The organism is Paraburkholderia pallida, assembly GCF_004524855.1.
GTDB classification, from domain to species: domain Bacteria; phylum Pseudomonadota; class Gammaproteobacteria; order Burkholderiales; family Burkholderiaceae; genus Paraburkholderia; species Paraburkholderia oxyphila.
The window spans coordinates 304,003-330,700 of sequence record NZ_CP038149.1 but is presented as its reverse complement, the minus strand read 5'-3'; the positions used below and the strand labels follow the sequence as shown (position 1 = coordinate 330,700).

At 65.8% G+C, this 26,698-nt stretch carries 25 protein-coding genes; 17 read left to right on the top strand and 8 right to left on the bottom strand.

Features of this window, described 5'->3' with window-relative positions; translation table 11 throughout:
- Positions 1 to 78: 78 nt before the first annotated feature.
- The 7 genes from E1956_RS16815 (at position 79) to E1956_RS16785 (ending at position 6,974) form a co-directional block, all read left to right on the top strand.
- Positions 79 to 822 (top strand): IclR family transcriptional regulator, encoded by a 744-nt coding sequence (locus E1956_RS16815; RefSeq protein ID WP_134751169.1) that lies wholly within the window; start codon positions 79 to 81, stop codon positions 820 to 822.
- 125 nt (positions 823 to 947) lie between these two features.
- The gene (locus E1956_RS16810; protein ID WP_134751167.1) at positions 948 to 2,000 is read left to right on the top strand and encodes a cyclase family protein; all 1,053 of its coding nucleotides are present in this window, start codon (positions 948 to 950) and stop codon (positions 1,998 to 2,000) included.
- 52 nt (positions 2,001 to 2,052) lie between these two features.
- Positions 2,053 to 2,754 carry an SDR family oxidoreductase gene (locus tag E1956_RS16805; RefSeq protein WP_134751165.1) on the top strand — a complete coding sequence of 234 codons (702 nt, stop codon included), beginning with the start codon at positions 2,053 to 2,055 and terminating at the stop codon, positions 2,752 to 2,754.
- A 2-nt stretch (positions 2,755 to 2,756) separates the two neighbouring features.
- Positions 2,757 to 3,758 (top strand): 3-hydroxyacyl-CoA dehydrogenase, encoded by a 1,002-nt coding sequence (locus E1956_RS16800; protein WP_134751163.1) that lies wholly within the window; start codon positions 2,757 to 2,759, stop codon positions 3,756 to 3,758.
- 82 nt (positions 3,759 to 3,840) lie between these two features.
- Entirely contained in the window at positions 3,841 to 5,169 is a 1,329-nt protein-coding gene (locus tag E1956_RS16795) for a short-chain fatty acid transporter (RefSeq protein WP_134751161.1), read from the top strand.
- 30 nt (positions 5,170 to 5,199) lie between these two features.
- The gene (locus E1956_RS16790; protein ID WP_134751159.1) at positions 5,200 to 5,496 is read left to right on the top strand and encodes a YciI family protein; all 297 of its coding nucleotides are present in this window, start codon (positions 5,200 to 5,202) and stop codon (positions 5,494 to 5,496) included.
- Between the two features lie 305 nt (positions 5,497 to 5,801).
- Positions 5,802 to 6,974, top strand: a complete 1,173-nt coding sequence (locus tag E1956_RS16785) for a porin (protein WP_134751157.1) — start codon at positions 5,802 to 5,804, stop codon at positions 6,972 to 6,974.
- Between the two features lie 70 nt (positions 6,975 to 7,044).
- Here E1956_RS16785 and E1956_RS16780 read toward each other — a convergent pair whose 3' ends face one another.
- Positions 7,045 to 7,440 carry a PPC domain-containing DNA-binding protein gene (locus tag E1956_RS16780; RefSeq protein ID WP_134751155.1) on the bottom strand — a complete coding sequence of 132 codons (396 nt, stop codon included), beginning with the start codon at positions 7,438 to 7,440 and terminating at the stop codon, positions 7,045 to 7,047.
- A 66-nt stretch (positions 7,441 to 7,506) separates the two neighbouring features.
- Here E1956_RS16780 and E1956_RS16775 point away from each other — a divergent pair, with 66 nt between their 5' ends.
- Positions 7,507 to 8,820: a polysaccharide pyruvyl transferase family protein gene (locus E1956_RS16775; protein WP_232071663.1), complete on the top strand. Its 1,314-nt coding sequence runs from the start codon at positions 7,507 to 7,509 to the stop codon at positions 8,818 to 8,820.
- A 186-nt stretch (positions 8,821 to 9,006) separates the two neighbouring features.
- Here the strand turns inward: E1956_RS16775 and E1956_RS16770 are convergent, their stop codons facing one another.
- The gene (locus tag E1956_RS16770) at positions 9,007 to 10,167 is read right to left on the bottom strand and encodes a porin (protein ID WP_134751153.1); all 1,161 of its coding nucleotides are present in this window, start codon (positions 10,165 to 10,167) and stop codon (positions 9,007 to 9,009) included.
- 513 nt (positions 10,168 to 10,680) lie between these two features.
- Here E1956_RS16770 and E1956_RS16765 point away from each other — a divergent pair.
- The 7 genes from E1956_RS16765 (at position 10,681) to E1956_RS16735 (ending at position 15,812) form a co-directional block, all read left to right on the top strand.
- On the top strand, positions 10,681 to 10,980 hold the full coding sequence (locus tag E1956_RS16765; RefSeq protein ID WP_134751151.1) for a YXWGXW repeat-containing protein: 300 nt from the start codon (positions 10,681 to 10,683) through the stop codon (positions 10,978 to 10,980).
- Positions 10,981 to 11,203: 223 nt separating this feature from the next.
- Positions 11,204 to 11,764: an RNA polymerase sigma factor gene (locus E1956_RS16760; protein WP_134754502.1), complete on the top strand. Its 561-nt coding sequence runs from the start codon at positions 11,204 to 11,206 to the stop codon at positions 11,762 to 11,764.
- Positions 11,761 to 12,219, top strand: a complete 459-nt coding sequence (locus E1956_RS16755; protein ID WP_134751149.1) for a hypothetical protein — start codon at positions 11,761 to 11,763, stop codon at positions 12,217 to 12,219. Before E1956_RS16760 ends, E1956_RS16755 begins: the two co-directional genes overlap by 4 nt.
- Entirely contained in the window at positions 12,216 to 12,719 is a 504-nt protein-coding gene (locus E1956_RS16750) for a periplasmic heavy metal sensor (RefSeq protein ID WP_134751147.1), read from the top strand. Before E1956_RS16755 ends, E1956_RS16750 begins: the two co-directional genes overlap by 4 nt.
- Before the next feature lie 113 nt (positions 12,720 to 12,832).
- Positions 12,833 to 14,353: a DUF1800 domain-containing protein gene (locus tag E1956_RS16745; protein WP_134751145.1), complete on the top strand. Its 1,521-nt coding sequence runs from the start codon at positions 12,833 to 12,835 to the stop codon at positions 14,351 to 14,353.
- 5 nt (positions 14,354 to 14,358) lie between these two features.
- Entirely contained in the window at positions 14,359 to 15,507 is a 1,149-nt protein-coding gene (locus E1956_RS16740) for a DUF1501 domain-containing protein (protein WP_134751143.1), read from the top strand.
- 107 nt (positions 15,508 to 15,614) lie between these two features.
- Positions 15,615 to 15,812, top strand: coding sequence for a YXWGXW repeat-containing protein (locus E1956_RS16735; protein WP_084687882.1), 198 nt, complete (start codon positions 15,615 to 15,617; stop codon positions 15,810 to 15,812).
- A 51-nt stretch (positions 15,813 to 15,863) separates the two neighbouring features.
- On the opposite strand, the gene E1956_RS16730 is transcribed toward E1956_RS16735, so the two are convergent.
- Both E1956_RS16730 and E1956_RS16725 read right to left on the bottom strand, forming a co-directional pair.
- Positions 15,864 to 17,375 carry a carbohydrate porin gene (locus E1956_RS16730; protein WP_134751141.1) on the bottom strand — a complete coding sequence of 504 codons (1,512 nt, stop codon included), beginning with the start codon at positions 17,373 to 17,375 and terminating at the stop codon, positions 15,864 to 15,866.
- Between the two features lie 115 nt (positions 17,376 to 17,490).
- Entirely contained in the window at positions 17,491 to 17,688 is a 198-nt protein-coding gene (locus E1956_RS16725; protein WP_134751139.1) for a hypothetical protein, read from the bottom strand.
- A 1,031-nt stretch (positions 17,689 to 18,719) separates the two neighbouring features.
- Here E1956_RS16725 and E1956_RS46145 point away from each other — a divergent pair.
- Together E1956_RS46145 and E1956_RS16720 are read left to right on the top strand one after the other, a co-directional pair.
- On the top strand, positions 18,720 to 18,860 hold the full coding sequence (locus E1956_RS46145; RefSeq protein ID WP_167760048.1) for a hypothetical protein: 141 nt from the start codon (positions 18,720 to 18,722) through the stop codon (positions 18,858 to 18,860).
- Positions 18,861 to 18,934: 74 nt separating this feature from the next.
- A complete protein-coding gene (locus tag E1956_RS16720) occupies positions 18,935 to 20,593 on the top strand; it encodes an NRAMP family divalent metal transporter (protein WP_134751137.1) in 1,659 nt (552 codons plus the stop codon).
- 96 nt (positions 20,594 to 20,689) lie between these two features.
- Here E1956_RS16720 and E1956_RS16715 read toward each other — a convergent pair whose 3' ends face one another.
- From E1956_RS16715 to E1956_RS16700, 4 genes are all read right to left on the bottom strand, one after another.
- Positions 20,690 to 21,643 carry a LysR family transcriptional regulator gene (locus tag E1956_RS16715; RefSeq protein ID WP_134751135.1) on the bottom strand — a complete coding sequence of 318 codons (954 nt, stop codon included), beginning with the start codon at positions 21,641 to 21,643 and terminating at the stop codon, positions 20,690 to 20,692.
- 332 nt (positions 21,644 to 21,975) lie between these two features.
- A complete protein-coding gene (locus E1956_RS16710; protein ID WP_134751133.1) occupies positions 21,976 to 23,148 on the bottom strand; it encodes an NAD(P)/FAD-dependent oxidoreductase in 1,173 nt (390 codons plus the stop codon).
- Between the two features lie 147 nt (positions 23,149 to 23,295).
- On the bottom strand, positions 23,296 to 24,795 hold the full coding sequence (gene amaB / locus E1956_RS16705) for an L-piperidine-6-carboxylate dehydrogenase (RefSeq protein WP_134751131.1): 1,500 nt from the start codon (positions 24,793 to 24,795) through the stop codon (positions 23,296 to 23,298).
- A gap of 298 nt (positions 24,796 to 25,093) precedes the next feature.
- A complete protein-coding gene (locus E1956_RS16700) occupies positions 25,094 to 26,245 on the bottom strand; it encodes a branched-chain amino acid ABC transporter substrate-binding protein (protein WP_134751129.1) in 1,152 nt (383 codons plus the stop codon).
- Positions 26,246 to 26,698 lie beyond the last annotated feature (453 nt).

Sequence of the window (26,698 nt, the reverse complement as noted above, 5' to 3'; positions counted from 1 at the left end):
GGGCGGCTGTACGCGCGTTTTAGGTGTTTACCCGTAAGCATGTTGTCAGAATATTATCGATATGCTGATAATGCTCTCATGGATGTGAAAACTGCAGTGCGCGTCTTCGACGTGATCAACCTCTTTGCCGAAGTCCGGCAACCGATGATCTACAGCGAGATTGCGCGTCGAACCGAGATTCCCCTGTCGAGCTGCCACGCGCTGTTGCAGACGATGGTGGCCAAGGGCTACCTCTACGCACCGGGCGTGAAGGCCGGCTATTACCCCACGCAGCGCCTCTTGCATGTCGCGCGCGACATCTGCAGCGAGGACCCGCTCACGCTGATGTTCCAGCCGCTGCTTGCCGCGCTGCGCGACACGACCGGCGAGACGGCGGCGCTGGCCACGCTGGCGGGCAACCGCGTCGTCTATCTGGACGTGCTGGAGTCGCGCCAGAAGATCCGCTACAGCGACGAGCCGGGCGGCTTCATGTCCGTCACGAGCGCGGCCGGCAAGGCGCTGCTCGGCGCGCTCGCGCCCGCGCCGCGGCGCAAGCTGCTCGATAGCTGCGAGCCGTTGACGGTCGCGCCGGGCGGCTCGTTCGTCGACCGCGCCACGTTCGAGCGCGAGATCGAGCAGGGCGTGCTGGACGGCTGGCATCGCTCGACGGGCGAAAGCGTCGAAGACGTGGCCGGCCTCGCGCGCGGTTTTCTGATTCATGGCGAGGCCTTCGCGCTCGTCATCGGCGCGCCGAAGGCGCGCCTGCTGAAAAACGAGCAGCACGCCGTGAAGGCGCTGCTCGAAGTGTTCGCGCAAATCCCGCCGTCGCTGCTCGCCGCCTGAGGGCGCGCATGCAGCGCCTGTGCAGGTAATAGCGCAATCGGCACGGCAAGGGTTGCGCAAGTGCGCCTGGGCTGCACGGCTCGCGACTTTGCCCACCGCCTGGCAAAGATGGGGAGGAACGGAGCATGCGTTGGAAGAACCGGCCGGAAGGCTCGAACTGGGGCGACTTCGGCCCTGACGATCAGTTGGGCCGCCCGAACCTCATCGGCGCGGAGCAGGTGCTCAAGGGCGCGCGCGAAATTCGCGCGGGGCTCACGTTCACGCTTTCGCTGCCGCTCGACTTTCCCGGCGAGAGCAAGCTCAACGTGCGCCGCCATCCGCCCGTGCTGCGCCCGACGTTCCGCGACGGCCTGCCGTATGTGAACTTCCCGTTCGCGCGCAATTCGCCGGACGCCACCGATGTCGTGAGCGACGACCAGGTGCTGCTCTCGCTGCAATATTCGACGCAATGGGATTCGCTCGCGCACGTGGGCGCGCGCTTCGACGCCAACGGTGACGGCGTGGCCGAAAGCGTCTACTACAACGGCTACCGCGCGAACCAGGACATCGTCGGCCCAATGGAATATCGCGCGGAAGACGGCTTCGCGCCGCACGCCTGCGGCGGCGAGCACAGCCACGCCGATGTGCTCGGCATCGAGCATCTCGCGGTGAAGGGCATGCAGGGCCGTGGCGTGCTGATCGATCTGGCCGCGCATTTCGGGCGCGAATGCCGCACGGTCGGCTACGACGACCTCATGCGCGTGATGCAGGCGGACAACATCGAAGTCGAGCGCGGCGACATGCTCGTGCTGCGCACCGGCTTTGCCGAAATGGTGCTGGAGATGAACCGCCAGCCCGACGAGGCCGTGCTCGCGAGCCATTGCAGCGCGCTAGACGGCCGCGACGAACGCCTGCTGCATTGGATCACCGACTCGGGCATTGCCGCCCTGGCCGCCGACAACTACGCCGTCGAGCGCTATCCGGCGCGCAAGCCCGCTACGGCGGGCGAGCACCCGCTCCTGCCGCTGCACCACCACTGCCTCTTCAAACTGGGCCTGCCGCTTGGCGAGCTCTGGTATTTGCATGATCTCGCCGCCTGGCTGCGCGCGCACCAGCGCTCGCGTTTCATGCTCACCGCGCCGCCGCTGCGGCTGCCGGGCGCGATGGGCTCGCCCGTCACGCCAGTCGCCACCGTTTGAATTCAGTCAGTATTCCTGTGTTTTTCGAGCAACTTCGATCCGCATTCCCAACATGGCTAAAGAACGAGTATTGATCACCGGCGGCGCCGCCGGCATTGGCGCCGCGTGTGCCGCCCGCTGCGAGGCAGACGGCTACGAAGCGGTCGTGATCGACCGCGTGGGCGACGGCATCATCGCCGATCTCTCAGACACCGAGGCCACGGCGGCCGCGCTCGAGCATGCGCTCGCAGGCGGTCCGATCACGCGCCTCATCAACAACGTGGGTGTCGTGTTTCCCGCCGACGCTGCGCATCAAACACTCGAAGAGCTCGAACGCGCGTGGGCGCTGAACGTGCGCTGTGCGCAGCAGTGCATGCAGGCGCTGCTGCCGGGCATGAAGGCCGCGGGCTTCGGGCGCATCGTCAATATGTCGTCGCGCGCGGCGCTGGGCAAGGAGCTGCGCACGGCCTACTCGGCCACCAAGGCGGCGCTCATCGGCATGACGCGCGTCTGGGCGCTCGAGCTCGGCGCGTTCGGCGTGACCGCGAACGCCATCGGCCCGGGCCCCATCCGCACCGAGCTGTTCGACCGCGCCAACCCGCCCGGCGCGCCACGCACCCAGGCCATCATCGACGCGGTGCCCGTGAAGCGCGTGGGCACGCCCGACGACGTCGCGCACGCGGCCTCGTATCTGCTCGACGCGCGCAGCGGCTTCGTCACGGGGCAGGTGCTGTATGTGTGCGGCGGCATGACGGTTGGCGTCGCCGGAGTCTGACGATGGCGCCCATCGCCCCGCTCGAAGCGCATGACGCACAGGCCACGCCGGAGCGCGCTATGAGGCGCGCGGGCATCGTCGGCGCGGGCAGCATCGGCGTGGCGTTCGCGCTTCAGTTCGCGCGCGCGGGCTGGCGCGTGCGCCTGTTCGATCCCGACGCCGCGCGGCGCGCGGCAGTGTCCGCCGAACTCGCCACGCGCCTCGAAGATCTCACGCGTTTCGCGCTGATCGACGAAAGCGCAGCGCAAATCGCCGCGCGCGTGGAGGTGGTCGACACACTCGAAGCCGCAGCCGCCGATGCCGACCTCGTGCAGGAATGCGCGCCCGAGCGTGCCGAGCTCAAGCGCGAGCTCTTCGCGCAGCTCGATCGCGCCGCGCCGCCGCATGCGATTCTCGCGAGCGCCTCGTCGTTTCTCGCGGCGTCGAAGTTCGTCGACGAAACCTTGCCGGGCCATGCGCGCTGCCTCGTCGCGCATCCGGGCAATCCGCCGTATCTCGTGCCCGTGGTCGAGATCGTGCCCGCGCCGTTCACGTCCCCCGCCGCCACGACGCGCGCCATCGCGCTCTATGGCGAAGCGGGCCTGCTGCCCGTGCGCGTGAAGAAGGAAGTGGCCGGCTTCATTTTCAACCGCCTGCAAGGCGCCGTGCTGCGCGAAGCCTATTGCCTCGTGCGCGACGGCGTGGCCTCGGTCGACGACATCGACACGGTGATGCGCGAGGGGCTCGCGCCGCGCTGGTCGGTGATCGGCCCGTTCGAGACCGTCGACTTGAATACGCGCGGCGGCATTGCCTCGCATGCGCAAAAGATGGGGCCGTCCTACGAGCGCATGGGCGCCGAGCGCGGCCAGCACGATCCGTGGACGCCCGAGCTCGTCGCGCAGGTGGAGGCCGCGCGGCGCGCGGCGCTGCCGCTCGACCAATGGGATGCACGCGTGGCATGGCGCGACCGCCAGCTCATGCGTCTCGCCAAACATCGCAAAACCCTCCCACCCGCCGAGGATTGAGCCGCACGCTCACGTAAGCGCGTGAGCGCGATGCGATCGCGAGAGAGACCCAGAATTACTACGACTTGAAAGAGACCGAACCATGCAAAGAGTCACCGCCTTCTTCACCGAGCTGATGCGCCGGTACTTGCCCGATCCCTTCGTCTTCGCGATCGGCCTCACGTTGCTCACGATGGTGCTGGCCGTGGCCGTGCAAGGCCAGGCCATCACCGCGCTCACCACGAGCTGGGGCAAGGGCTTCTGGGCGCTGCTCGCCTTCACGACGCAGATGGCCGTGATTCTCGCCATGGGCTACGTGCTCGCCACCGCCCCGCTCACCGACCGTCTGCTCGACCGCCTCGTCTCGCAGGTGAACTCGCCGCGCACGGCCATCATCGTGGCGACGCTGGTGGGCGGCGTCGGCAGCTGGCTGAACTGGGGCTTCGGCCTCGTGGTAGGCGGCATCGTCGCGCGCAAGCTCGCGCTGCGCGTGAAGGGCGTGCACTATCCGCTCATCATCGCTTCGGCGTACAGCGGCTTCACACTATACGGTCTCGGGCTTTCCGCAAGCATTCCGGTGCTGATCTCCACCAAGGGCCATCCGCTCGAAGCGCAGATGGGCGTCATTCCGCTCTCCGAAACGATTTTCTCGCCCACCATGCTCATCACGAGCCTCGTGACCATCGTCACGCTGCCGCTCCTGAATGCCTGGCTGCATCCGAAGGCCGGCCAGCCCGTGAAGGAAATCGATCGATCGCTCGAAGCCGCGCCCAAGGCCGCCGCGCCCGTGCTCGACACCGAAGAGCACGGCACGCTCGCCCATCGCCTGAACAACAGCCGCCTGCTCAGCTATGTGATCGGCGCGATCGGCATGGGCTATGTGGCGCTGCACTTCGTCCAGGGCGGCTCGATCGACCTGAACCTCATCAACTTCTTCATCCTGTTCCTCGGCATCCTGCTGCTCGGCACGCCCATTCGCTACGTCGAAAAGCTCAACGAGGGCATACGCACGATCAGCGGCATCATCCTTCAGTATCCGTTCTATGCGGGCATCATGGCGATCATGGCGTCCTCGGGGCTCGTCGAGACGTTCTCCGCGGCCTTCGTCAAGGTGGCCACGCCCGCCACGCTGCCGTTCTGGGGCTTGATCAGCTCGTTCTTCATCAACTTCTTCGCGCCCTCGGGCGGCGGCCACTGGGTCATCCAGGGACCGTTCATGATCGAGGCGGCCAAGACGATCGGCGCCTCCGTGGGCCACACCTCCGTCGCCGTGATGCTCGGCAACGCATGGAACGATCTCGTGCAGCCGTTCTGGATCCTGCCGGCGCTCGCGCTCTCGAGGCTCAAGCTCAAGGACATCATGGGCTATACCGTCATCATGATGTTCTGGATCGGCATCGTTTATTCGGTGGCGATTCTCGCCTGGGGCTGACCCGCCCCGGGGCTGAGTGGAGCACACCCTGTGCCATTTCTGATCGAAACCTTCGATAAGCCGGACCACGCCCACGTGCGCGCGCAAGAGCGCGCCGCGCACCTGGCCTTTCTCGAGAAGCACAAGACGCTGCTGCTCGCCTGCGGCCCCAAGCTCAACGACGACGGGTCGAGCGCGGGCGGCGGCGTCTATATCGTCGACCTGGACACGCGCGAGGAAGCCGAGCGCTTCATCGCCGAAGACCCCTTCTCGCTCGCGGAGCTCTTCGAGCGCGTGAGCATCGTCCACTGGCGCAAGGCTTACGTGGACGGCGTGTGCTATCTCTGAGCGCGCGCGCCCGTGTCGCTCAAGCCATGCGCTAATGCGCGGGCCGCTTGAGCGGCGCACTCCCCTTTCCCCCTCGCTAAGCCGCAGCCTGCGCCGCGCGCACGTCCTGCGCGCGCATACCTAAAACTTTCCTGGCAGAAAACTAAAACAAGTTTCATTTTTCGGGCCGTTTCCGACACGGACCTGTCATTGCATATCCTTAAATTCTCGATTCCCGCCGCATAGCAGGAAACACTGCGCATCGGACTACTAACCACACGCTCGTCCCCGCGCACGATGGTTGACCTTTCTCTAACGGAATCGAAATGAAAAAAGCGTTGTTGAATACTCTCGCCCTCGCCACGGTGGCCGCGTCGTCGATGGCGCACGCCCAAAGCAGCGTCACGCTGTACGGCACCGTCGACGCCGGTCTCGATTACATCAGCAACCAGAAGTCGTCGGCGGGCCACGGCACCTCGTGGGGCGTGCAGTCGGGCAACGTCAGCACGAGCCGCTGGGGCCTGCGCGGCGCCGAGGACCTGGGCGGCGGCCTCAAGGCGATCTTCCAGCTCGAAAACGGCTTTAACGTCGCGAGCGGCAAGGGTTCGAACGGCGGCTATCTGTTCGGCCGCCAGGCGTGGGTGGGCCTCGCGAGCGACCAGTACGGCTCGCTCACGCTGGGCCGCCAGTACGACGCGCTAGTCGACATGATCGCGCCGATGTCGGCCACGGGCTCGGGCTTCGGCGGCAATATCGCCGATCACCCGTTCGACAACGACAACCTCAACAACGACGTGCGCATGAACAACGCCGTGAAGTTCCGCAGCGCGACCCACGCGGGCTTCCAGGCCGAGGCAGCCTACGCGTTCAGCAACCTGGGCGGCGGCTTCTCGAACAACAACGCCTATACGTTCGGCGCGTCGTGGAACGGCGGCCCGATCAACCTCGCCGTGGCCTACTTCCAGGGCAACGAGCCGGGCACGACGACGGGCGGCGCGCTCTCCGCGGGCAGCGGCACCGACAACGACCCGATGTTCGTCTCCGCGCGCACGCGCACGCTGGGCGCAGGCGGCAGCTACACGATCGGCGCGGCGAAGGTCGGCCTCGTGTTCACGCGCACGATGATCGCCTCGCCCACGCAGATCATGCAGGGCGGCTCGCTCAATGCGTTCAGCGCCAACTACCTCACGTTCAACAACTATGAGGTGAACGGGCGCTACCAGCTCACGCCGCAATTCAGCCTGGGCGGCTCGTATGTCTATACGGACGGCTCGGTGAGCCAGGCGGCCGGCAATGCGTCGCCGCACTGGAACCAGTTCATGCTGCAAGCCGACTACGCGCTGAGCCGCCGCACCGACCTGTATCTCGAAGGCGTCTATCAGCGCGTCTCGGGCGCGAACGGCATTCCGGTGCTGGGCAATGCCTCGATCTATAACCTCGCGGCTTCGTCGAGCAACACGCAGGCCGTGGTCGCGGCTGGCATGCGCGTGAAGTTCTGACGCGTCACGCCCCCTGCACGCGCGCGGCGGCGCGCCCGGCTATCGGCCGGGTGCGCCGCCGCGGCGTTGTTTACGTGTGGCGCACGAAGAGTTCCGCGAAACCCGAGCGTGCATCGTGCTCGCGTGAGAAGCGGTACTCAGGCAGCAGCATGAGCAGGACTTCGGCCGTCGTGCGCACGATGCAGCCACGCGCCACGTGTCCGCCGAGCACGCGGCCTTGCGCGTCGGACACGCTCGCATGCAGATGCGCGCCGTCCGGTGACAGCGAACCTGCCAGCGTGAGGATTTCGTAATCGCCGCGCAAGGATGCGGGCGTATCGACGCCCGCGAAGCGCAATTCAACCGCGCTCAGACTGCCGATCCCCTGGACGACATATCCCGCCTTGACGCCATGTTCGGCGAGCGCGGCGCTGAGCGAGTCGCGCAGATCGTCGCCGGGAGACAGCCTGAGGGGTAGCGCATGCATGAGAGCAGCTCCAGCAAGGGTTGCGGCACCCCAGATTAAGCCCGTTCGCGCCCGCCCGCAATGCGCGTGGCAAGACACGGTCTCGCCACGCTCGGCGCGGTAGTATCGACATCGTGCGGGCCGTGCGTGTCCGCCGCCACGATCCGGGCCTCGCTCATGCCACCTCACCCTGATGCGCCGGCGCGCACGGTTCTGTTCGGCGCGTTCGACCGTCACAATTTCGGCGATCTGCTGTTTCCGCATGTGCTGGAGCGCATGCTCGCGCCGCGCACCGTGTCTCACGCCGGGCTCGCGACACGCGATCTGCGCGCCTGCGGCGGCCACGCCGTGCGCGCGTTCGGCGCGCTTGCCGCTGGCGCTCGCGGTGCGGCGCTGAACGTCATCCACGTGGGCGGCGAACTGCTGACCTGCGATGCATGGGAAGCCGCGGTCATGCTCGCGCCGCCCGAGCGCGTGCAGGCGTTGATCGCTCAGGAGCAGGCATGGAAGGACGATCCTTTGGCGTGGGCGCAGGCCCATGTGGGCATGGCGGCGCGCGCGCCTTACGTGCTTTCGAAAACGGCGCTCGCGCAAGCGCGGATCGAGACGCTCTGCTTCCATGCGGTGGGCGGCGCGGGTCTCGATCGGCGTGATGCGCCGTTGCGCGACGAGGTGCTGGAAAAACTCAGGATGGCCGATCATCTGAGCGTACGCGACCGGCAAACTCAGGCTCAACTGCGTGCGCAAGGCATCGATGCTCAGCTCGTGCCCGATCCCGCCGTCATGGTGGCGGAACTGTTCGGCGCGCGGATTCGGCAGCGCATCGCGCAAGATGCCATGCGGGCCATCACGCGCGCGTTCCCGCAGGGCTACGCGGCCGTCCAGTTCGACGCGAGCTTTGGCGACGATGCCACACTGGACCAGCTAGCTCGCGAAATCGCCCGGGTGGCGCGCACGCAAGGACTCGGCATCGTGCTGTTTCGCGCGGGGGCCGCGCCATGGCACGACGATCTCGACACCTACCGCCGCCTTGGCGCGCGCATCAGGGGCACGCGCCTCATGATTATCACTTCGCTCGATGTTTGGGATATTTGCGCGCTGATTGCGCGCAGCCGTGTTTATTGCGGCAGCAGCCTGCACGGCAGGATCGTCGCCATGGCGTTCGCGAGACCCCGCATCAATATCGTTCACGCGCAACAGGCGCTACAGCCGCCCAAGCAGGCCGCATTCGCCGCGACGTGGGAGCCTGCGGAAATCGCCGCAACGGCGAGCGTGGGAGAGATTGCCGGGGCGATAGACGCCGCGCTGGATGCCGACACGGCACTATTGCGCCACACGGCGGACGATCTAGCACGTCGCTACCGCGCAGCGTTCGAGCCGCTCCATGCGCTCGCCGGGTAATTCGTAGAGCAAACGAATCGAACCCGTAAAACGGGCGCACAAAAAGCAACCGGCCCGCCGGCGAAACGCGCCTCGTGAGCGCATTTCGCACGGCGGGCCGGCCATGCATTGCCGGAAAACGCGGGAGCGGACCGGCCGATCCGCTCCCCGCGGTTTCCCGCTTCCGATCAGACGATCGGGCTTCGATTAGAAGCGGTGACGCAGACCCACCGTTGCAGCGACCTGGTTCGGCGTGGTCGACGGCGACAGCGTGTTGATCATGGCAACGTTCGACACGCCGTTCAGCGAGCCCGAAGCGTGCTGGTAGACGCCTTCGACGTAGACGTCGGTGCGCTTCGAGAGCGAGTAGTCGGCTTGCAGCGAAACGGTGTGCCACTTCGGATCCGACGAGCCAGCGTTGCTCGTGAGCTTGCCGTCCGTGAACGTGTACGCGGCGTTCAGGCTCAGAGCCGGCGTCAGCGCGTAGGTGCCGTTCAGCTCGAAGTTGTCGAGGTGCAGGTTCGTGTTCGGTTGCGTGAACACGATTTGCGTGTCGCCGCCCTGGCCGCCAGCAATCAGGCCCTGGTATTGCGTGTGGGTCCACACGAAGCCGACCGTTGCCGGGCCGTACGTGTAGTTCGCGCCTGCACCGAAGGTGCGCTGCGTTTGTGCCGACAGGTTGAAGTTGTTGCCATTGCCTGCCGAGTTCGCGCCGTTTGCGTTGCTGTTCGTGCGCGAGTTGTTCATCTGCAGGTAAGCAGCCGCGACGTTCAGCGGGCCGTTGCCGTACGATGCGCCGGCGCTCCATGCGCGGTTGTTCGCGAACTGGCCAGCGTCGTTGCTGAAGCCATACAGGCCGCCGAACTTGAAGCCCGCGTAGTTGGTGCTCTGGTACTTGACCGCGTTCTTGATCGAGAACGAGTGGTCGAGGTTGTCGTTGTCGAACGGGTGAGCGGACAGGTTGTTGCCGTAGCCCGCGCCTGCTTCCGACAGCGGCGACAGGTAGTCGACCATCGAGTCGTACTGGCGGCCGAGCGTCAGCGTGCCGTACTGGTCGCTTTGCAGACCGACGTACGCTTGACGGTTGAACATCGTGTTCGATTCCGTGTCACGGCCGTTGTTCAGGTTGAAACCGTTTTCCAGCTTGAAGATCGCATGCAGACCGCCGCCCAGGTCTTCGCTGCCCTTCAGGCCGAAGTACGTGTCGGACAGGGCGCCGCTGCCCTGGTTCCATGCTGCGTGGCCGCCCGCGTTGTTCGCGTAGACGATACCCGCATCCAGCGAACCGTAAAGCGTGACGCTGCTTTGTGCGTGAGCCGAAACTGCGAACGCGCTCAGGACGCCCGCGATGATCAAAGTGTTCTTCATGACTTTCCTATATGACATTCAGACCGCGCTGAAGTGGCCCGGGTACTGGAACCACCCCGGCAATCTTGGAGCGAAGTTTAAGTGCCAATGCATTGGGAACGGGCTATTCACGCGGTGGAACAGACCATTGCAGAATATGGAAATATCGAGATATCCGGGCTTAAAACCTTGTGTGGAAAGGAAAAATTCACCCTGGCCCCGTCATCGAAATGTCATGGACGTGTGGCAATCACGCGACGCCGTTGTCAAGTCAGTGAATTTGATTATTGCGGAATTCACTTTAAATATGACCTGACCCGTATGTTGGAGCCCTGTTCTGGTTAATGCGCGAAAACGAAACAAGCGCGGCAAAAACGCGGTGTCAGCCATTCATCGTGCTATTTGTAGCGGCGGCGCGCGCGGCGCAAATAACGTCACGTAAAAAATTTCATTTCCTCGCGACGGATTTGCGCCACTGTCCCGTTCAATACGCATGAGGGCCACACGCCCGCCACGAACAACGGGAGAGTTTCCATGCCACGCAAGCCGCTTCAAACGCTCCTCGCCGCCGTCGTGCTGATGCTCGCCGGCACGTGTGCATTTGCACAGACCGTCATCATCGCGCCGCAAGCGCCGCCTCCGCCGCGCGCGGAAGTCATGCCGCCGCCGCGCGCCGGCTACGTGTGGGACCCGGGTCACTGGCGCTGGGATCGCGGTGCCTATCTATGGGCGCCGGGTCACTGGCAGCCCGTGCGCCGCGGCTACCGCTGGGTGCCGGGGCACTGGGTCGCGCGCGGTCCGAACTGGCGCTGGGTGCCGGGGCATTGGGCCTGAAGCCGGCGCCGTGTCGTATATATTGAACGCTCGCGAACCGGCCCTGGGAGAGAACGACGATGAGACTCGCGCGGCACGAGCCGCTGCGTTCGCACACAACGGCTGCGCGCTCGACGAGATGCCAAGCACCGCGGCAGACACGGCAGCGAGCACGGGCTCGGGCATTGCCGCAAGCACGGGCGCAGACGCGCGCGGTCCAGGCGCGCCGGCACGGTGTGGCGCCTTGAGCGAGCGCGATCCCGACGCGGACCTCGTCGCGCGCGTGGGCGCGCGTGACGCCGGCGCGGTGCGCACGCTCGTCCTGCACAAGCTGCCGCGGCTCCTCGCGCTCGCCACCCGCATGCTCGGCGATCGCATGGAAGCCGAAGACGTGGCCCAGGAAACGTTCATGCGCATCTGGAAGCAGGCGCCGCATTGGCGCACCGGCGAGGCGAAGTTCGACACGTGGCTGCACCGCGTCGCGCTCAATCTCTGCTACGACCGCCTGCGCGGCCGCCGCGAGACGCCCGCCGATACACTGCCCGACGAAGCCGATCCCGCGGCGGCACCCGAGCAGCAACTCGAGGCGCGCACGCGCGACGAGCGCGTACGTGCCGCGCTGGCCGCGTTGCCCGTGCGCCAGCGCGAGGCGCTCGTGCTCACCTATTACCAGGAGCTTTCGAACCTGGAAGCGGCCAGCCTGATGGGCATCTCGGTCGACGCACTCGAAAGTCTGCTGGCGCGCGCCCGCCGCACCCTGCGCGCACAACTGGCCGGCGAACAGGCCGGTAAGGACTCCGTATGACATCTGAACGATTCCACACGCTTGTCGAGGCCTATGGCGCCGATCCGCGCCGCTGGCCCGAGCACGAACGCGCCGACGCGCTCGCCTGGGCGCGCGCGCACCGCAGCGAAGCCGATGCGGTGCTAGAAGAAGCCCTGGCGCTCGACGCCTGGCTCGCACGCGACATGATCGCGCCGCCCTCGCGCGCGCTCGTCGAGCAGATCGTCGCGCTCGCGCCCACACCTGTGCCGGTGCACAAGGCGCCTTCGAAGCAGCGCATGTTCTGGTGGTCCGGCGCGGCGTTCGCGGGCGCCGGACTCGCGGGCGCGCTCGCCGGTGCGCTCGCCATGTCGCTCGTGCTGCTCGGCAATCCGCCGCCTTCGGCAAGCGACTCGGGCCATGATGCCGCGCACGAGAGCCCCTCGTGGATGAGCACGAGCTTCGATGGCTCGATCGACGAGTGGGGCGACGAATGAACGGACGCTCCTGGAAGGCGCTGATCGTGGGTTCGGTGCTGCTCAATGTGTTCCTGCTCGGCGCGATTGCGGGCGGCGCCTGGCGCTGGTTCGCCGTGCACGGCACGGCGCAGGCGCCGCAAGCGCAACGCACGGCGCTGCGCTTCGCCACCGACGAGCTCGCGCCCGAGCGCCAGCAGCAGTTCCTCGACGCGCTCAAGGCCGCGCGGCGCGAAGGCCGCGAATACGCACGCGCAGGCCGCGACGACCGCCGCCAGGTGCTCGATCTGCTGGCCGCGCCGCAGATCGACCGGCCCGCGCTCGACGCCGCGCTCGCACACACGCGCGAAGCCGACCTCGCCATGCGTACCGAGGTGGAAAGCGCCGTTGCCGACTATGCCGCCACGCTCACGCCCGAGGAGCGCGCGAAGTTTGCCCAGGGACTCGAGCGCAGCGGTCAATGGCGCCTGCCGCTGAAGCAGCGCAAAGCCCCACAGCAATCGGCGAGCGAAGCGCAATGAGCGCGAAAGCGAAACAAGCCGTAACAACTGGCTAAAAGAAATTTTGCGCGGCAGCGACGGATCGATGCGCGAGTTGCGTTTAAGGGAAATACGCAACGCAATGAGGACAGCGCATGGAAAGCCTGCCAACCGCTCGCGCGGGCGCGATCGCGATGAATCGCTTCGGCCTGGGCGCGCGCCCCGACGAGACGCCCCCTGCCGACCCGCCGCGCTGGCTGCTCGACCAGTTCGCCCGCTACGAGCCGCTGCCTGCGGCATGGCGCGGCGAGCCTGGCGCGGTCGCCGTGACGACGCGCTTTGGTGAGGAACGCCAGCAGCGCATGGCGGACGACACGGCCGCCAGCGGCACGAATGGCACGCCCGGCACCCGAGACATGGATGCCGCCAACAACGGCAGCGCAAGCCAAACGCCGCCGAACGCGGCCTCACCGCAAGCGGCCCAGCAGGCCGCCCGCCAGGCCACCAACCGCGCGATTCGCCTCGAGGGGGTCGAGATCTATCGCAGTGCCGTGAACGCCCGCCTCACCAGTGCTTTGGACACCGAAACACCGTTCGTCGAGCGCCTCGTGCACTTCTGGTCGAACCACTTTGCGGTATCCGTCGACAAGGCGGCACTGGCCGGCCTCGCGGGGTCCTTCGAGATGGAAGCGATCCGCCCGCACGTGCTCGGCCGCTTCGAAGACATGCTGGTCGCCGTCGAGCAGCATGCCGCGATGCAGATCTTTCTCGATCAGGTGCGCTCGGTCGGCCCCGACAGCCGCGCCGCGCTGCGCGCCGATCAAAACGATCCCGCGCACAAGCGCGGCCTCAACGAGAACCTCGCACGCGAGATCATGGAGCTGCACACGCTCGGCGTGCGCACCGGCTACAGCCAGGACGACGTCACCGAATTCGCGCGCGCGCTCACGGGCTGGAGCGTGGCCGGCGTGCGCGGACCGCAGCCGGGCAACGCCTCGCCCGGCGTAGCGACGCCAGGCGCCTTCGTCTTCCGGCCCGCGCTGCACGAACCGGGCGCACGCACGGTGATGGGCCGCCGCTACGACGAAGCGGGTGAAGAACAGGCGCTCGCGATCCTGCACGACCTCGCCCACGCCCCCGCCACGAGCCGCCATATCGCGTTCCAGCTCGCGCGCCACTTCGTCGCCGACAATCCGCCGCCCGCGCTCACCGAGCACCTCGCGCAAGCCTTCGAGCAAAGCGATGGCGATTTGCCCACGGTCTATCGCGCGCTGGTGGAATCGCCTCTGGCATGGAACGACGCTGACGTGAAGTTCAAGACGCCATGGGAATGGACCGTTTCGTCGATGCGCGCGCTCGGCTGGCGCGAGCGCGGCGACCTGAACGCCGCGCCGCTGCTCACGCAACTGGGCCAGCCGATCTGGCGCCCGGGCTCGCCCGCCGGCTACGACGATATTGCCGCGAGCTGGGCCGCGCCCGATGCGCTGGTGCGCCGTGTGGAAGTTGCGCAACGCTTTGCGGCGCGCGTGGGCGACCGGCTCGACCCGCGCACGCTCGGCCCCGCCGTGCTGCCGGGCACGCTCAGCACGGCAACGGCCACGGCGGTCTCGCACGCCGAGAGCGCGCCAACGGCCATCGCGCTGCTGCTCGTCTCGCCCGATTTCCTGAGGAGGTAACCGGTATGCTCTCCCGCCGCCATTTCTTGCGCGTCGCCGCCGCCGGCGCGGGCGCGATGCTCGTCGCGCCGCAAATCGTGTTCGCGAGCGCGGCCACCGACCGCCGTTTCGTCTTCGTCATTCAGCGCGGCGCCGCCGATGGCCTCAACATCGTCGTCCCGTATGCGGAGCCCGCATACGCGAGCCTGCGCGGACCGCTCGCCATCGACACCGCAAACGCGGCGAAGCTGAACGGCACCTTTGCGCTGCACCCGTCGCTCGTGCAAGCGGCGCAGATGTATCACGGCGGCCAGGCGCTCTTCGTGCACGCGGTGGCCTCGCCGTATCGCGACCGCTCGCACTTCGACGGCCAGAACGTGCTGGAGACGGGCGGCACCGCGCCGTACCAGGTGAAGGACGGCTGGCTCAACCGGCTCGTCGGGCTCGTGGGCGCCACGCGCGAGAACGCCATCGCACTCGCGCCCACGATGCCGCTCGCGCTGCGCGGCACGGCGCGCGCGACGTCGTATGCGCCCTCCGCGCTGCCCGCCGCGTCTGACGATCTGCTCACGCGCGTCTCCGCGCTCTACGAAGGCGACGCGCAATTGCACGGCCTCTGGGCTTCGGCGATGAACGCGCGCGGGCTGGCCGGCGACGCGAGCGCGCATCAGGATCCGGCGAGCCTCGGCAAGCTCGCGGCGCAATTCCTCGCGCGCGCGGACGGCCCGCGCATCGCGATGATCGAGACCGGCGGCTGGGACACGCACAGCGCGCAAAACGCGCGGCTCGCGAATCAGCTCAAGGCGCTCGACACGATGCTCGCCTCGCTGCGCGATAACCTCGGCCCCGCGTGGGACAAGACCACCGTGCTCGTGGCCACGGAGTTCGGCCGCACGGCGGCCGCCAACGGCACGGGCGGCACCGACCACGGCCAGGCCTCGGTAGCGATGCTCGCGGGCGGCGCCGTGGCCGGAGGCCGTGTAATAGCGGACTGGCCGGGCCTGCGCCCCGCCGATCTCTACGAGCAGCGCGACCTCAAGCCCACCGCCTCGCTGGATGCCCTCATTGCGGGCGCCGCCGCCGAAAGCCTGCAACTCGACCCGCAGCGCACGGCTACCGTGCTGTTCGCGCAAGCGGGTGCGCAGCAGCCGGTTACCGGGCTGATTCGAACCTGAATAAACACTAAGGATTACGTATGATTTGGCGCGAGAAGACCAAGATGCCGATCGACGAAACATAAATCCGTACATCAAGGAGGAACTCAATCGTGAAAAAGAAGCCGATGCTTCTCGCCGCCCTGCTCACTGGCACGGCCCTGCTTTCGGCGTGCGTAGTGGAGCCCGCGCGGCCGCCCGAGCCGCCGCCGCGCGTCGAAGTCGTGCCGCCCGCGCCGGCGCCCGGCTATCACTGGGTGAAGGGACACTACCGCTGGGAAGGCAACCATTGGGCCTGGGTTCCCGGGCACTGGGCCGGCTGGTAAGCACGCGGCCACCCAGCGCGCGCGGTGCGCCCGCACCGCGCGCATCCGCCATCAGAAGGCGATCGTCGTTCTCACGCCCACGACCGCTTCGTCTCCCACGCGCTGCGTGACGTTCTGCGGATCGGGAATGCCGCCCGACGGCCTGAAGAAGTACTGGAAGTCGGCCTGCACTTGCCACCACGGCGCGATCTGATACTGGTACGTTGCCTCCAGCACGGTCTCCGAGCTGCGCGACGGATAACCGGGCGTATACGCTGCGGTGTCGCTTGCGAGATCCTGGGCATGCGAACCGATCTTCGCGTAACCCACCGCGAGCCCCACCGTATCGTTGTCGCGTCCCTTGAACGGCGCCTTCAGCGTCACGCCCGCATTCACGGCGAGATCGACGAGATTTCGGTCGCCTGGCGCGCCCATCACGCGCGCGAACACGCCCAGCGATTGCGGGCTGTCCGCGCTCGGGCGCCACACCATCTGGTCCGCGACCGCGTAGAAGCTATAGTCGCCGCGGTGCGACTGCGGCACGCCCGTGCTCGCCGGATTCGCTAGCGAAAGACCGGTATTGTCGTAGTGCTGGTCGTCGAAGCGGCCCGTGTTGTACCAGAAACCCAGCTTGTAAGTGCCTGGCAATCCTGCATTCTTCGCATCGGCCGGATTCGACGGCGCCGGGTTGAGCGCATACTGCACTTCGCCGATGAAAAGCGCGCTGTCGTGCAGATTGAAGTTCGTGCCGCTCGCATTGAGCTTCTGCGGATCGCCCACGCCGTTGCCTGCCGGATTGCCGTCGAACACGCCCGCCAGCACGGTCCACGAATCGGACGGCGTCACGCGCAGGCGCGCGCCCAGGGAAGAAAGCGGATACGCCGGGCCGCCCGCCGGCATGTCGGTGGAGGGCAGCACGGGCCAGCCGAACGTGGCATTCATGAACGTGCCAGCGTACTGGCTCACCATGAATTCCTGGTCGAGGCTCTGCTGGCCAATCTTCACGTCCGCCTTGCCGCCCGCGAAGCTCTGCTGATACCAGAGTTCCCAGAGGCGCGTCGTGGCGTCGGCCTCGATACCGGTCGCCGTTTGCAGCGTCTGCAAGTTGCGCTGCGTGAGATTCGTGCCGTGAATCTGCAGGGCCGAAACGTTGAAGATGCCGCCGGGCAGACCGAACGCCTTTTGCGTATCGAGGCCGAGGCTCATCTCGGTGAGCCCGTCATAGGCGCCGCCGCGATGCGTGCCGCCCGAGAGATTGTTCAGATACTCGCTCGTCTCTTGCAAGCCGAACGTAATGCCGTGCTCGCCGAGCCAGGGGCGCAATCCCCCCATGTCGCCAAACAGCGTCGCGCGGTCCCACAAGCCCGTGGGCGCGGGCGCCGCGTCGGCGCCTTGCGCCGCCGGCGCCGCTTGCTGTGCTGCCGGTGCTGTTTCTTGCGCTTGCGGCGCCGGAGCGGCCTGGGCCGCATCGGGCGGGGCGCTCGTCTGCGCGTAAGCGGCCGGCGCGAAACCGAGTGCAAGGAGAGCGGCGAGGCCGAGGGGCGAACGGGCGAACGACGGCGTGCCTTTCAATGTTTTTCTCATGATGATTGAGGCGTTTTTTTCCCGGCGCGAAGACCGGGACGATTGCAGGAAATCGCTCGAGGCGAGCTGGAATTCGGGTTGTCTAGAAGGATGGCGAAGTAATGCGACGATCTCTTTACGAGAACCACCAGCTCAGGCGCATGGCGCGATCGATCCCGCTAGCGGCGGACGACGCGCAGAGCACCGCGGCCAATGCGATGGCCACCGCGACGAGGGCCAGCACCATGCCGCCCGCGGGCAGCGGCGAATTACCGGCACGCGCGGGGAACGGCGCCGTGCCGAGAAAGTACGTAACGAATGTTTTGACGAACATAAGCCCACCTCCGTCCAGCCCGCATGAGACGGGCGACGAACGACGACGTGAGAACGCCTCGCAAGCAGGCTTGCGACGGACGATTCAACAGAGGGAGCGTGCTGCAAAGAAGCGCGCTAACCCGACTCAGCGAGTTAGCGGCGAAGGAAAGAGGTCCTGCGGCGGCTAACTCGCGGTTGTGACGCCGGCGCAGGCCGGCATCGAACTTCCACTGCTAGAGCATGTGTCCACGAGGGACTCCTTTTGGAATGACGGGGCGGATTGTATTCGCCCTCTGCAAAAAAACGCAAGCAAAAAGATCGCCTGCACAATGTGCTCGAATGTTCTGCAACGAGGCACGTTCGCGATAGCCTCAATACACAGGTCTCCTGTGCAATCGCCCGCCGTCCCTCAGCCTCTCCACGGGCTTTCGCGCACCTTTCCAGAGGCTTCAATAGATCACCTCACCCTACCTTTCAATTTCCTGTACACCGCGACGTTTTTTTGTTCCGCCTCCAAAAACGTGTTGACGCGTCGCGCGTGCGCTACCTAAAATTTAGAAATCTTCACGAAAGGGGCTTACGCCTTGGACACCTGCAGTAGTCGATCTTCGAACTGTTTCGCTGCCTGACCGGCAAGACGTCCGCGCGCCCTTCTCACCGCCGCCGTCTCGCCAGCAGGCAGACGGTGCGCGCCGTAGCAACACTCCCCGTGCACCCCACCATTTAGCGCCGTCTGGACGCGGCTTTCGCGCGTTCGCACAGCAGGCGTTGCGAGCATCCGCTCGCGACTGCGCTCGTGCGCGCCTATTCGCAACAGGCGCTGCGCGCGAGCGCGTGGATCAACACGCGTGTACTTCCCGTACGCGCCTGACGCATGAAGGAGCCGCCATGCCGGATAGTGACAGTCATCCCTTACGTCCGACCCTTTTGACTTATTCATTCCTGAACACGGAAAGCGAGTAGTCGTCCGCCGCCATACGCAGCGCGCATGGCCACCCGGGCCTGCTGGCTTTCGCTGAACGCGTCGAGCCAGACGCCCGGAGCAACATCATGTCATTCGCACTCCTGCTTTCCAGGTGGCCTCATGTCGAAGAGGCGCGTGCCCAATACGAAGGCCTCGTCGCCTTGTACGAACACGTGCCGGGCTTGCCTGCCCACCTCTGGCAACGCTTCAAGCAGTTCTTCTCGTAGGCGGTACGCCGCGCGCGCACGGCGCACAACCACGCCCCCGCTAGCCACCCGACAACTCAAAAGACGAGAACGCCATGTCCACTCCAAGCAACTTCCAGCCGGCGAGCGTATCGCCGCCACGCAGCGCCGTGCTCGACGAAGCGCACCTGGGCGACATCAAAGGTGCGCTCGGCACCATCTCCCATTACGACCTCGCGCCGCGCACGGGGTGGTGGCCGCGCCTGCGCACGCTGCTCGCGATCCTCGGGCCCGGCCTCATCGTGATGGTGGGCGACAACGACGCGGGCGCCTTCGGCACCTATACGCAAGCCGGCCAGAACTACGGCACCACCCTGCTCTGGACGCTGCTGCTGCTCGTCCCCGTGCTCTACGTGAACCAGGAAATGGTGCTGCGCCTGGGCGCGGTCACGGGCGTCGGCCACGCACGCCTGATCTTCGAGCGCTTCGGCAAGTTCTGGGGCGCCTTCAGCGTGATCGACCTGTTCATCCTCAATGCGCTCACGATCGTGACCGAGTTCATCGGCATCACCTTCGTACTCGACTTCTTCGGCATCCCGAAGATGCTGGGCGTGGGCATTGCCGCCGTGCTGACCATGGCTGCGGTGAGCACGGGCGATTTCAGGCGCTTCGAGCGCTTCGCCGTCGCGCTGTGCGTGCTGAGCCTGCTGCTCGTGCCGGTGCTCGTGTCGATTCACCCGCCCGTTGGGCAGATGACGCGCGACTTCTTCATTCCCAACTGGCCCGCCCATTCGAAGCTCTCCGACGTGATGCTGCTCGTGATCGGCATCGTCGGCACCACCATCGCGCCGTGGCAGTTGTTCTTTCAGCAGAGCTACGTGATCGACAAGCGCATTACGCCACGCTTCATGAAATACGAACGGGCCGATTTGTGGATCGGCATCTTCTTCGTGCTGATTGGCGCCGTGGCCATGATCGCGTTCTGTGCACAGCTCTTTGCCGGCAAGCCCGAATTCGGCAGCTTCACCGACGCGGGCGGTGTGATCGCCGGCCTCGAAAAGTACGCGGGACACACGCCGGCCGTGCTGTTCGCCATTGCACTGTTCGACGCGGCCATCATCGGCGCGGCGGCGGTATCGCTTTCGACGGCTTACGCGATTGGCGACGTGTTCAAGATCCGGCATTCGCTGCATCGCGGCGTGAATGACGCGAAGGGCTTTTACCTCGTCTATTTCGGCATCGTGGCCGCCGCGGCCGCTATCGTGCTGATTCCGGGCAGCCCGCTCGGCCTTCTGACCGAAGCCGTGCAGACCCTCGCGGGCGTGCTGCTGCCGAGCGCCACAGTGTTCCTGCTGCTGCTGTGCAACGACCGCGCGGTGCTCGGGCCCTGGGTCAACTCGAAGGCGCTGAACCTGTTCACGGGCGCGGTCGTCTGGGTGCTTGTCATGCTCTCGATCGTCCTCACGGCTTCGGTCATGTACCCCGACATGAGCGGCGAGACGATCATCGACATCCTCGCCGCCGGCACGCTGCTGGCCGTGGCCGCCCATGCGGTCATACTCGGCTGGCGCTGGCTGCGCGGCGAAACCCCGGTCGTCACCCAGCGCTGGCCGCAGGGCGCCCGCGATATGTGGCGCATGCCGCCGCTCGCCGAATTGCCGCCGCCCAATCTCACGCTCGCCAAGCGTGTGTGGATGGGCGTGCTGCGCGGCTATCTGATCGTGGCCGTGGCGCTCGTGGTCGTGAAGGTCGTGCAGATGACGCTCGTGCACTGAGCAAGCCAATGCGCCGCTCAAAGGCGGCGCCAGAGAAGCGGCAACCCCCGGTTGCCGCTTCAAGTTTTTTTGCTGGACCCTGGCGCGATATCGGTATCAGGCGGCTTGCGTGCAATGGTCCGGCATGCGCAGCGCCGCCTCGTCGGCGGCGAGCACTTGCGGAATGGATTCCTTGAGGAAGTCGACGAAGGTTCGGATCTTGGCGTCGAGATATTGCCGCGACGCGTACATCGCGTACACCGTGAGCTGCTGGAGCCGATAGTCCGGCAAGACCCGCAGCAAGGAGCCGTTGCGCAGCGCCGGCACCGCCGACGACATCGGCAGCGAGCCGATGCCCGCCCCTTCGCGCAACGCGGCGGCAAGCGCATCCGCGACATTCACCTGGAATACCGAGGGCGGCAACTCGAACGTCTCGGCGCCGCCCGGCCCCTCGAGGTGCCACCGGTCACGCGGAAACACCGGCGTGATGAGCTGGAGACAGGCATGGTCCGCGAGCTCGGCCACGCTGTGCGGCGTGCCGCGCTCGCGCAGGTAGTCGGGCGAAGCGCACAGCACGCTGTGCACCACGCCCAGTGTCTGCGAGACGAGCGCCGAATCGGGCAACTCCGTCGAGCTCAACTGCAAGGTCACGTCATAGCCTTCGTCGAGCAGGTCGGGCACGTGCTGCGAGAGCGTGAGCTCGACCGCAACCGAGAGATAGCGCTTCTGATACTGCATGACCGCGGGCACGACATAGGCTTGCCCGAAGCTCGTCGTGGCATGCACGCGCAGCCTGCCCGACGGCAGCGCCTGAGCGTCGCCGGCCTCGGCTTCCGCCTGGTCGATGTACGCGAGAATCTGCTCGCAGCGCCGAAGATAGCGTTCGCCGGCCTCGGTGAGTGCGACGCGGCGGGTGCTGCGGTTGAGCAGGCGCGTCTGCAGATGCGTCTCCAGGCTCGCCACGGCGCGCGACGCGAATGCGGTCGTGATGTCGAGGCGATGTGCGGCGGCGGTAAAGCTGCCTTCTTCGGCAACGCGGGCGAAGATCCGCATGCAGTTCAGCGTATCCATCTGATGTCAAAAACTGGGAGGGGGCAAGGGCGCCAGACCCCGCGCGTGATCCGCGCATCGGCTCCGTGCATGTGCACGCAGGAGGCCTGTGAGCGAGGTCCTGCGCGATCTGACACCGCCAAGCTTACCATCCATGCCGCTGCAGCGTTCACGGCGCGGCTTGGCCCGCCGTCATCAAGCCACTTCTTCGCGACTGTCCGCTGCCGCCGGCATGCCCACCGTTTTGCGAATGCCTTCCTCGCAAGAGACAAAAAAAAAGCCCGACACAGTCGGGCTGAATTTCGAAGTACCAGGAGACTCCATTCAACAAGGAAGGAGACGACACGCCGGAACTACACGACGTTCTTTTCAACGATGGGACGCTTTTCCAGCACGCGGTCCCAGCTCAGCGAAGACAGGTCCAGGGTCGCGTATTTCCCGCCGATAATGAGCTCGCTCACGCCGCGGCCCGTGGCGGGCCCCTGCTGCAGGCCATGTCCGCTATAGCCGTTTGCGAACACGCAGTTTTCGATCTCCGGGTGATAGCCGATGATCGCGTTATGGTCGAACACGTTGTACTCGTAGTAGCCCGACCAGCAATTCTCGACGCGCAGCGCCTCGAATTCCGGCACCCGATGCGCCAGTGTCGGCCAGATCACTTCGTCGAACAGGTTGTGATCGACTTCGTCGAGCGGCAGATCGTTCGGGTCGTTCTCTTCGCTCGGCGAGGTCCCGGTGATATACGTCTTGCCTTCGGGACGGAAATACACGCCGGTGGGATCGATCAGCAGCGGGCTGTTCGTGAGCCGTGCCGGCGACGACACGTTGAAGATGCTGCGACGCCGCGCGTAGACCGGAATGTCGATGCCCATCATTTCGGAAATGCGGCGCGTCCACGCGCCAGCGGCGTTCACGAGCGTATCGCAGGCGTAGCGTTCGCCGTTGCTCGCCAGCACATGCGTGACCTTGCGTCCGTCGAGCTCGAGACCGGTCACGTCCGAAGCGACATAACGCGCACCAAGCGCCTGCGCCTTCTTGCGCAGCGCCTGCACGAGCCCGTAGCCGTCGAACCAGCCTTCGCCGCTGAGGCCATAAGCGCCCGCAACGATATCGTCCACGTTCAGCCAGGGAAACTTCTCCTTGAGCGCGTCCGGCGAGAGCAGCGCGATATCCGCGCCCAGACTCGTTTGCAATGCATGGTTTTCGCGCAGCGTGGCCTCGCCCGACGAGGTGGCCAGAAACAGGTAGCCGCCCTCATGCAAGTCGATGGACGGCTTGTGACCCTCCACTTCGAGCCGGTCGCCGATATTGCGCAGGAATTCGATGCCGTAGAGCGACATCTGAATGGACAGCGGCGTGGAGAATTGCTGCCGGATGGAAGCCGCCGATAGCGCCGACGACGACCGCGCATAGCTCGGGTCACGCTCGATGACCGTCACGGCAATCGTCGGATCCGACGCGCGCAAAAAGTAAGCGATAGAACTACCGATGACCCCGCCGCCAACGATAACAACTTTTGCACTCACGACTTGCTCCAGATTCCAGATAGCCAGGCACACTGAGGGAGAGACGGTCCGGCGGCGAAGCAGAAACACGCGCCATTGCAAATTGCATTGGCTCGCGCGCTGCCCGGCCCCCTGAAAGTCTCCCCACGCCCAGAGTGAGTTTTATTTTTAGTCGATGTTGAAATCGATGCCCTGCGCGAGCGGCAGCGCAGACGAGAAGTTCACCGTATTCGTTGCGCGCCGCATGTAGGCCTTCCATGCATCCGAGCCCGATTCGCGGCCGCCGCCAGTCTCTTTCTCGCCGCCGAATGCGCCGCCGATCTCCGCGCCGCTCGGGCCGATGTTCACATTGGCAATGCCGCAATCGCTGCCCGACGCGGAGAGGAAGCGCTCGCTCTCGCGCAGGTCGGTCGTGAAGACGCACGACGACAGCCCGTGATGCGCGGCATTGTTTGCCTCGATGGCGTCTTCGAAGCGGCTGTACTTGAGGACATAGAGAATCGGCGCGAACGTTTCGGTCAGCACGATCGCGGTTTGCGCAGGCATCTCGACAATCGCCGGGCGCACATAGAAGCCCTTTTCGTTGCCCGCGACCCCATGGCGTTCGCCGCCAAAGACCTTGCCGCCTTCCTGCTTTGCCTGCTCGAGCGCGGCTTGCATGCGATTGAACGACTGCTCGTCGATGAGCGGCCCCATCAGCGTGCCCTGCTCCAGCGGGTTGCCAATCGAAACCTTGCTGTAGAGCGTCTTCAACCGTTCCACGGTCTGGTCATAGACACTCTCATGAACGAACAGGCGGCGCAGCGTCGTGCAACGCTGGCCGGCGGTGCCCACCGCCGAGAACAGGATGCCGCGCAGCGCCAGCTCCATGTCGGCGGTGCCCGAAACGATGCCGGCATTGTTGCCGCCGAGCTCCAGAATCGTGCGGCCGAAGCGGCGCGCGACTTCCACGCCAACGGCGCGGCCCATTTCGGTGCTGCCCGTGGCGCTCACGATATTCGAGCGCGGGTCGGCCACCAGCTTCGCGCCCACATCGCGCCCGCCGTTGACGAGGCTCGTGAGCCCTTCCGGCGCGCCGCCGAATTCCTTGAGCGCATCTTGCAGAATCTTGTCGACGGCCAATGCGGTCAGCGGCGTCTTCTCCGAAGGCTTCCAGATGACCGCGTTACCGCACACCAGGGCGAGCGCGGCATTCCACGACCACACGGCGGCCGGAAAGTTGAACGCCGAGATGACCGTGCAAACGCCCATCGGATGCCACGTTTCGGCCATGCGGTGGCCCGGACGCTCGGAAGCGATGGTCAGGCCATAGAGCTGACGCGAGAGACCCACCGCGAAGTCGCAGATGTCGATCATCTCCTGCACTTCGCCCAGCCCTTCCTGGAGGATCTTGCCGGTCTCGAGGGTGATGATGCTGCCCAGCGCATGCTTGCGCTCGCGCAGCTTGTTGCCCAGCACGCGGACCAGCTCGCCGCGCCGCGGCGCCGGCACGTTGCGCCATGTCTTGAAAGCTTCGTGCGCTTTCGCAAGCGCGGCGTCGGCGTCGGCGACGGACTGGCTCGCCACGCGGCCAATCAGTTCGCCATTGATGGGCGAATGAACCGCGATATCGCCTGCCTCTGCGAGATGGGAAATGCCAAGTTCCGAAAGGATGGTGGATGCTTTCACGGAGAAACCTCGTCGATGTTTCCGATAGGAAATATTGATACTTTAGGAAACTATACACGCAGAGCCGTGCACCGGCAACGTTGTCAATACGGCCCGCTGCGCTGGCCTAGAACGCCGCTCGCCAGCAAATCTCGCGGCGCCCGCCATGGGGCGGCGCGCCCCGCTCCCGGCCCGGCACGAAAATTTCGCATCGGAAACAATCATGCCTCGATGTTGCTGGCAGCAGGGTCAATGGCACCGCTCGCGCCGGGGCGTGCACCACGCGGGCTCGCACGCCCCGGATTGCCGCGGGCCGGGCTCAGTCCGTCGTCTTCGTCGTCACTGGCACCCAGGCCACGTCTTTCACCTGATACATCGTCGAGCTCGGGCTCTTGAGGTCGCCAGTCTGGGTGAAGGCAATCCGGCCCGTAATACCCTGGTAGTCCGTCGACTTCAGCGCGGCATTGAACTGCGCGGGGTTCACGGAGTTGGCCGTCTGCATCGCCTTGATGGCAACCCACGCCGCATCGTAGGCAAACGGCGCGTACGCCAGCATGTCCACGCCGTATTTCTGCTTGAACTTCACCTCGAAATCCTTCCCCTTCGGCAACGCGCTCAACGGCTGGCCGTACTCCCAGACCGCGGAGCCGTTTGCCGCGTCGCCGGCGATCTTGATGAAGTTCGCGTCCTTCACGCCGCCGCCCGCGAGAAACTGGGCCTTGATGCCGAGCTGGCGCATACGCTTGACCAGCATGGCCGCCTGCGTATCGAGACCGCCGAAGAAGACGAGGTCCGGATTGTGGCCCTTGATAGCGGTCAGTTGAGCCGAGAAGTCGACTGCCTTGTCGTTGGTGAACTCGCGATCGACGATCGTGCCGCCGTTTGCCTTGACGGCCTTGGCGAATTCGTCGGCCTCGCCCTGGCCGAATGCCGTGCGGTCGTCGATGATGGCGATGCGCTTCGCCTTGCTGACCGTCGCGGCGTACGCGCCCGCGTTGCCGGCGTTCTGCGAGTCCGTGGCGATCACCCGGTAGACGGTGCCGAAGCCGGCCTGCGTGATAGCCGGGTTCGTTGCCGACGGGGTAATCATTGGAATGCCTGCTTTCGCGTAGATCTGCGATGCCGGCAGCGTCGTGCCGGAATTGAAGTGACCCACGACGACCGCGACATGATCGTCGGCGAGACGTTGGGCCACCTGCACGCTGACGCGAGGATCGCTCTGGTCGTCCTGGGAATCGACGACGAACTTGACCGCCTTGCCGCCGATGGTCGGATGGGTAGCATTCGCCTCATCGACTGCCATGCGCACGCCGTTTTCGATGTCCTTGCCGTAAGCGGCGCCGCCACCCGTGAGCGGGCTGGCAACGCCAATCTTCACTTCGACCTGCTGGGCATGGGCGGCCCCGGCCGCCAGCAGCAGAGAAACAGCAACCCATACAGGACGACAGGCAGTGCGAAAGCGGGCAACCATTGAGCGTTCCTTTGATATCGGTGATCGGCACATCGCGCACCTCGTCAACCGCAGCGGGCTCCAGCGCGCGATATTCATCTCCCGCCTCGACACGCGGCGCGTGGGCCACGTGCGGCGAAGATGCAAGGAGATTGTCGGCAGCCAATAGACCGGCATCAAACGATATCTATGCACGACGTGATGCGCTTTAGTCATCAAGTCCGTGAGATTGGGGGATTCAGCGAAGTCTTTCGTGGAATGCGGGGCATTGGGAGATACCCCGATCGAACCGGCGCCATACCATCGAGACGCCGTGATGGCGCTAGTCGCGATGGACTCAAGTTCCCGCTCGCTCACTCGCCGCGGGCGCCTCTGGGGCGGTCGAGTTGTGTCCGCCACGCCCATTATATTTCGTCATCCGAACTAATAATCACGGAATTTGTTCCGGTTTGACACAATGCCCCAGTTTCCAAA

Coding starts and splice junctions, on each gene's coding strand:
- E1956_RS16715 (WP_134751135.1), bottom strand. CDS start 21,643: ATGGATACGCTGAACTGCATGCGGATCTTCGCCCGCGTTGCCGAAGAA.
- E1956_RS16785 (WP_134751157.1), top strand. CDS start 5,802: ATGAAAAAAGCGTTGTTGAATACTCTCGCCCTCGCCACGGTGGCCGCG.
- E1956_RS16800 (WP_134751163.1), top strand. CDS start 2,757: ATGGCGCCCATCGCCCCGCTCGAAGCGCATGACGCACAGGCCACGCCG.
- E1956_RS16750 (WP_134751147.1), top strand. CDS start 12,216: ATGAACGGACGCTCCTGGAAGGCGCTGATCGTGGGTTCGGTGCTGCTC.
- E1956_RS16765 (WP_134751151.1), top strand. CDS start 10,681: ATGCCACGCAAGCCGCTTCAAACGCTCCTCGCCGCCGTCGTGCTGATG.
- E1956_RS16735 (WP_084687882.1), top strand. CDS start 15,615: ATGCTTCTCGCCGCCCTGCTCACTGGCACGGCCCTGCTTTCGGCGTGC.
- E1956_RS16720 (WP_134751137.1), top strand. CDS start 18,935: ATGTCCACTCCAAGCAACTTCCAGCCGGCGAGCGTATCGCCGCCACGC.
- E1956_RS16700 (WP_134751129.1), bottom strand. CDS start 26,245: ATGGTTGCCCGCTTTCGCACTGCCTGTCGTCCTGTATGGGTTGCTGTT.
- E1956_RS16740 (WP_134751143.1), top strand. CDS start 14,359: ATGCTCTCCCGCCGCCATTTCTTGCGCGTCGCCGCCGCCGGCGCGGGC.
- E1956_RS16730 (WP_134751141.1), bottom strand. CDS start 17,375: ATGAGAAAAACATTGAAAGGCACGCCGTCGTTCGCCCGTTCGCCCCTC.
- E1956_RS16795 (WP_134751161.1), top strand. CDS start 3,841: ATGCAAAGAGTCACCGCCTTCTTCACCGAGCTGATGCGCCGGTACTTG.
- E1956_RS16780 (WP_134751155.1), bottom strand. CDS start 7,440: ATGCATGCGCTACCCCTCAGGCTGTCTCCCGGCGACGATCTGCGCGAC.
- E1956_RS16725 (WP_134751139.1), bottom strand. CDS start 17,688: ATGTTCGTCAAAACATTCGTTACGTACTTTCTCGGCACGGCGCCGTTC.
- E1956_RS16810 (WP_134751167.1), top strand. CDS start 948: ATGCGTTGGAAGAACCGGCCGGAAGGCTCGAACTGGGGCGACTTCGGC.
- E1956_RS16770 (WP_134751153.1), bottom strand. CDS start 10,167: ATGAAGAACACTTTGATCATCGCGGGCGTCCTGAGCGCGTTCGCAGTT.
- E1956_RS46145 (WP_167760048.1), top strand. CDS start 18,720: ATGTCATTCGCACTCCTGCTTTCCAGGTGGCCTCATGTCGAAGAGGCG.
- E1956_RS16755 (WP_134751149.1), top strand. CDS start 11,761: ATGACATCTGAACGATTCCACACGCTTGTCGAGGCCTATGGCGCCGAT.
- E1956_RS16815 (WP_134751169.1), top strand. CDS start 79: ATGGATGTGAAAACTGCAGTGCGCGTCTTCGACGTGATCAACCTCTTT.
- E1956_RS16745 (WP_134751145.1), top strand. CDS start 12,833: ATGGAAAGCCTGCCAACCGCTCGCGCGGGCGCGATCGCGATGAATCGC.
- E1956_RS16805 (WP_134751165.1), top strand. CDS start 2,053: ATGGCTAAAGAACGAGTATTGATCACCGGCGGCGCCGCCGGCATTGGC.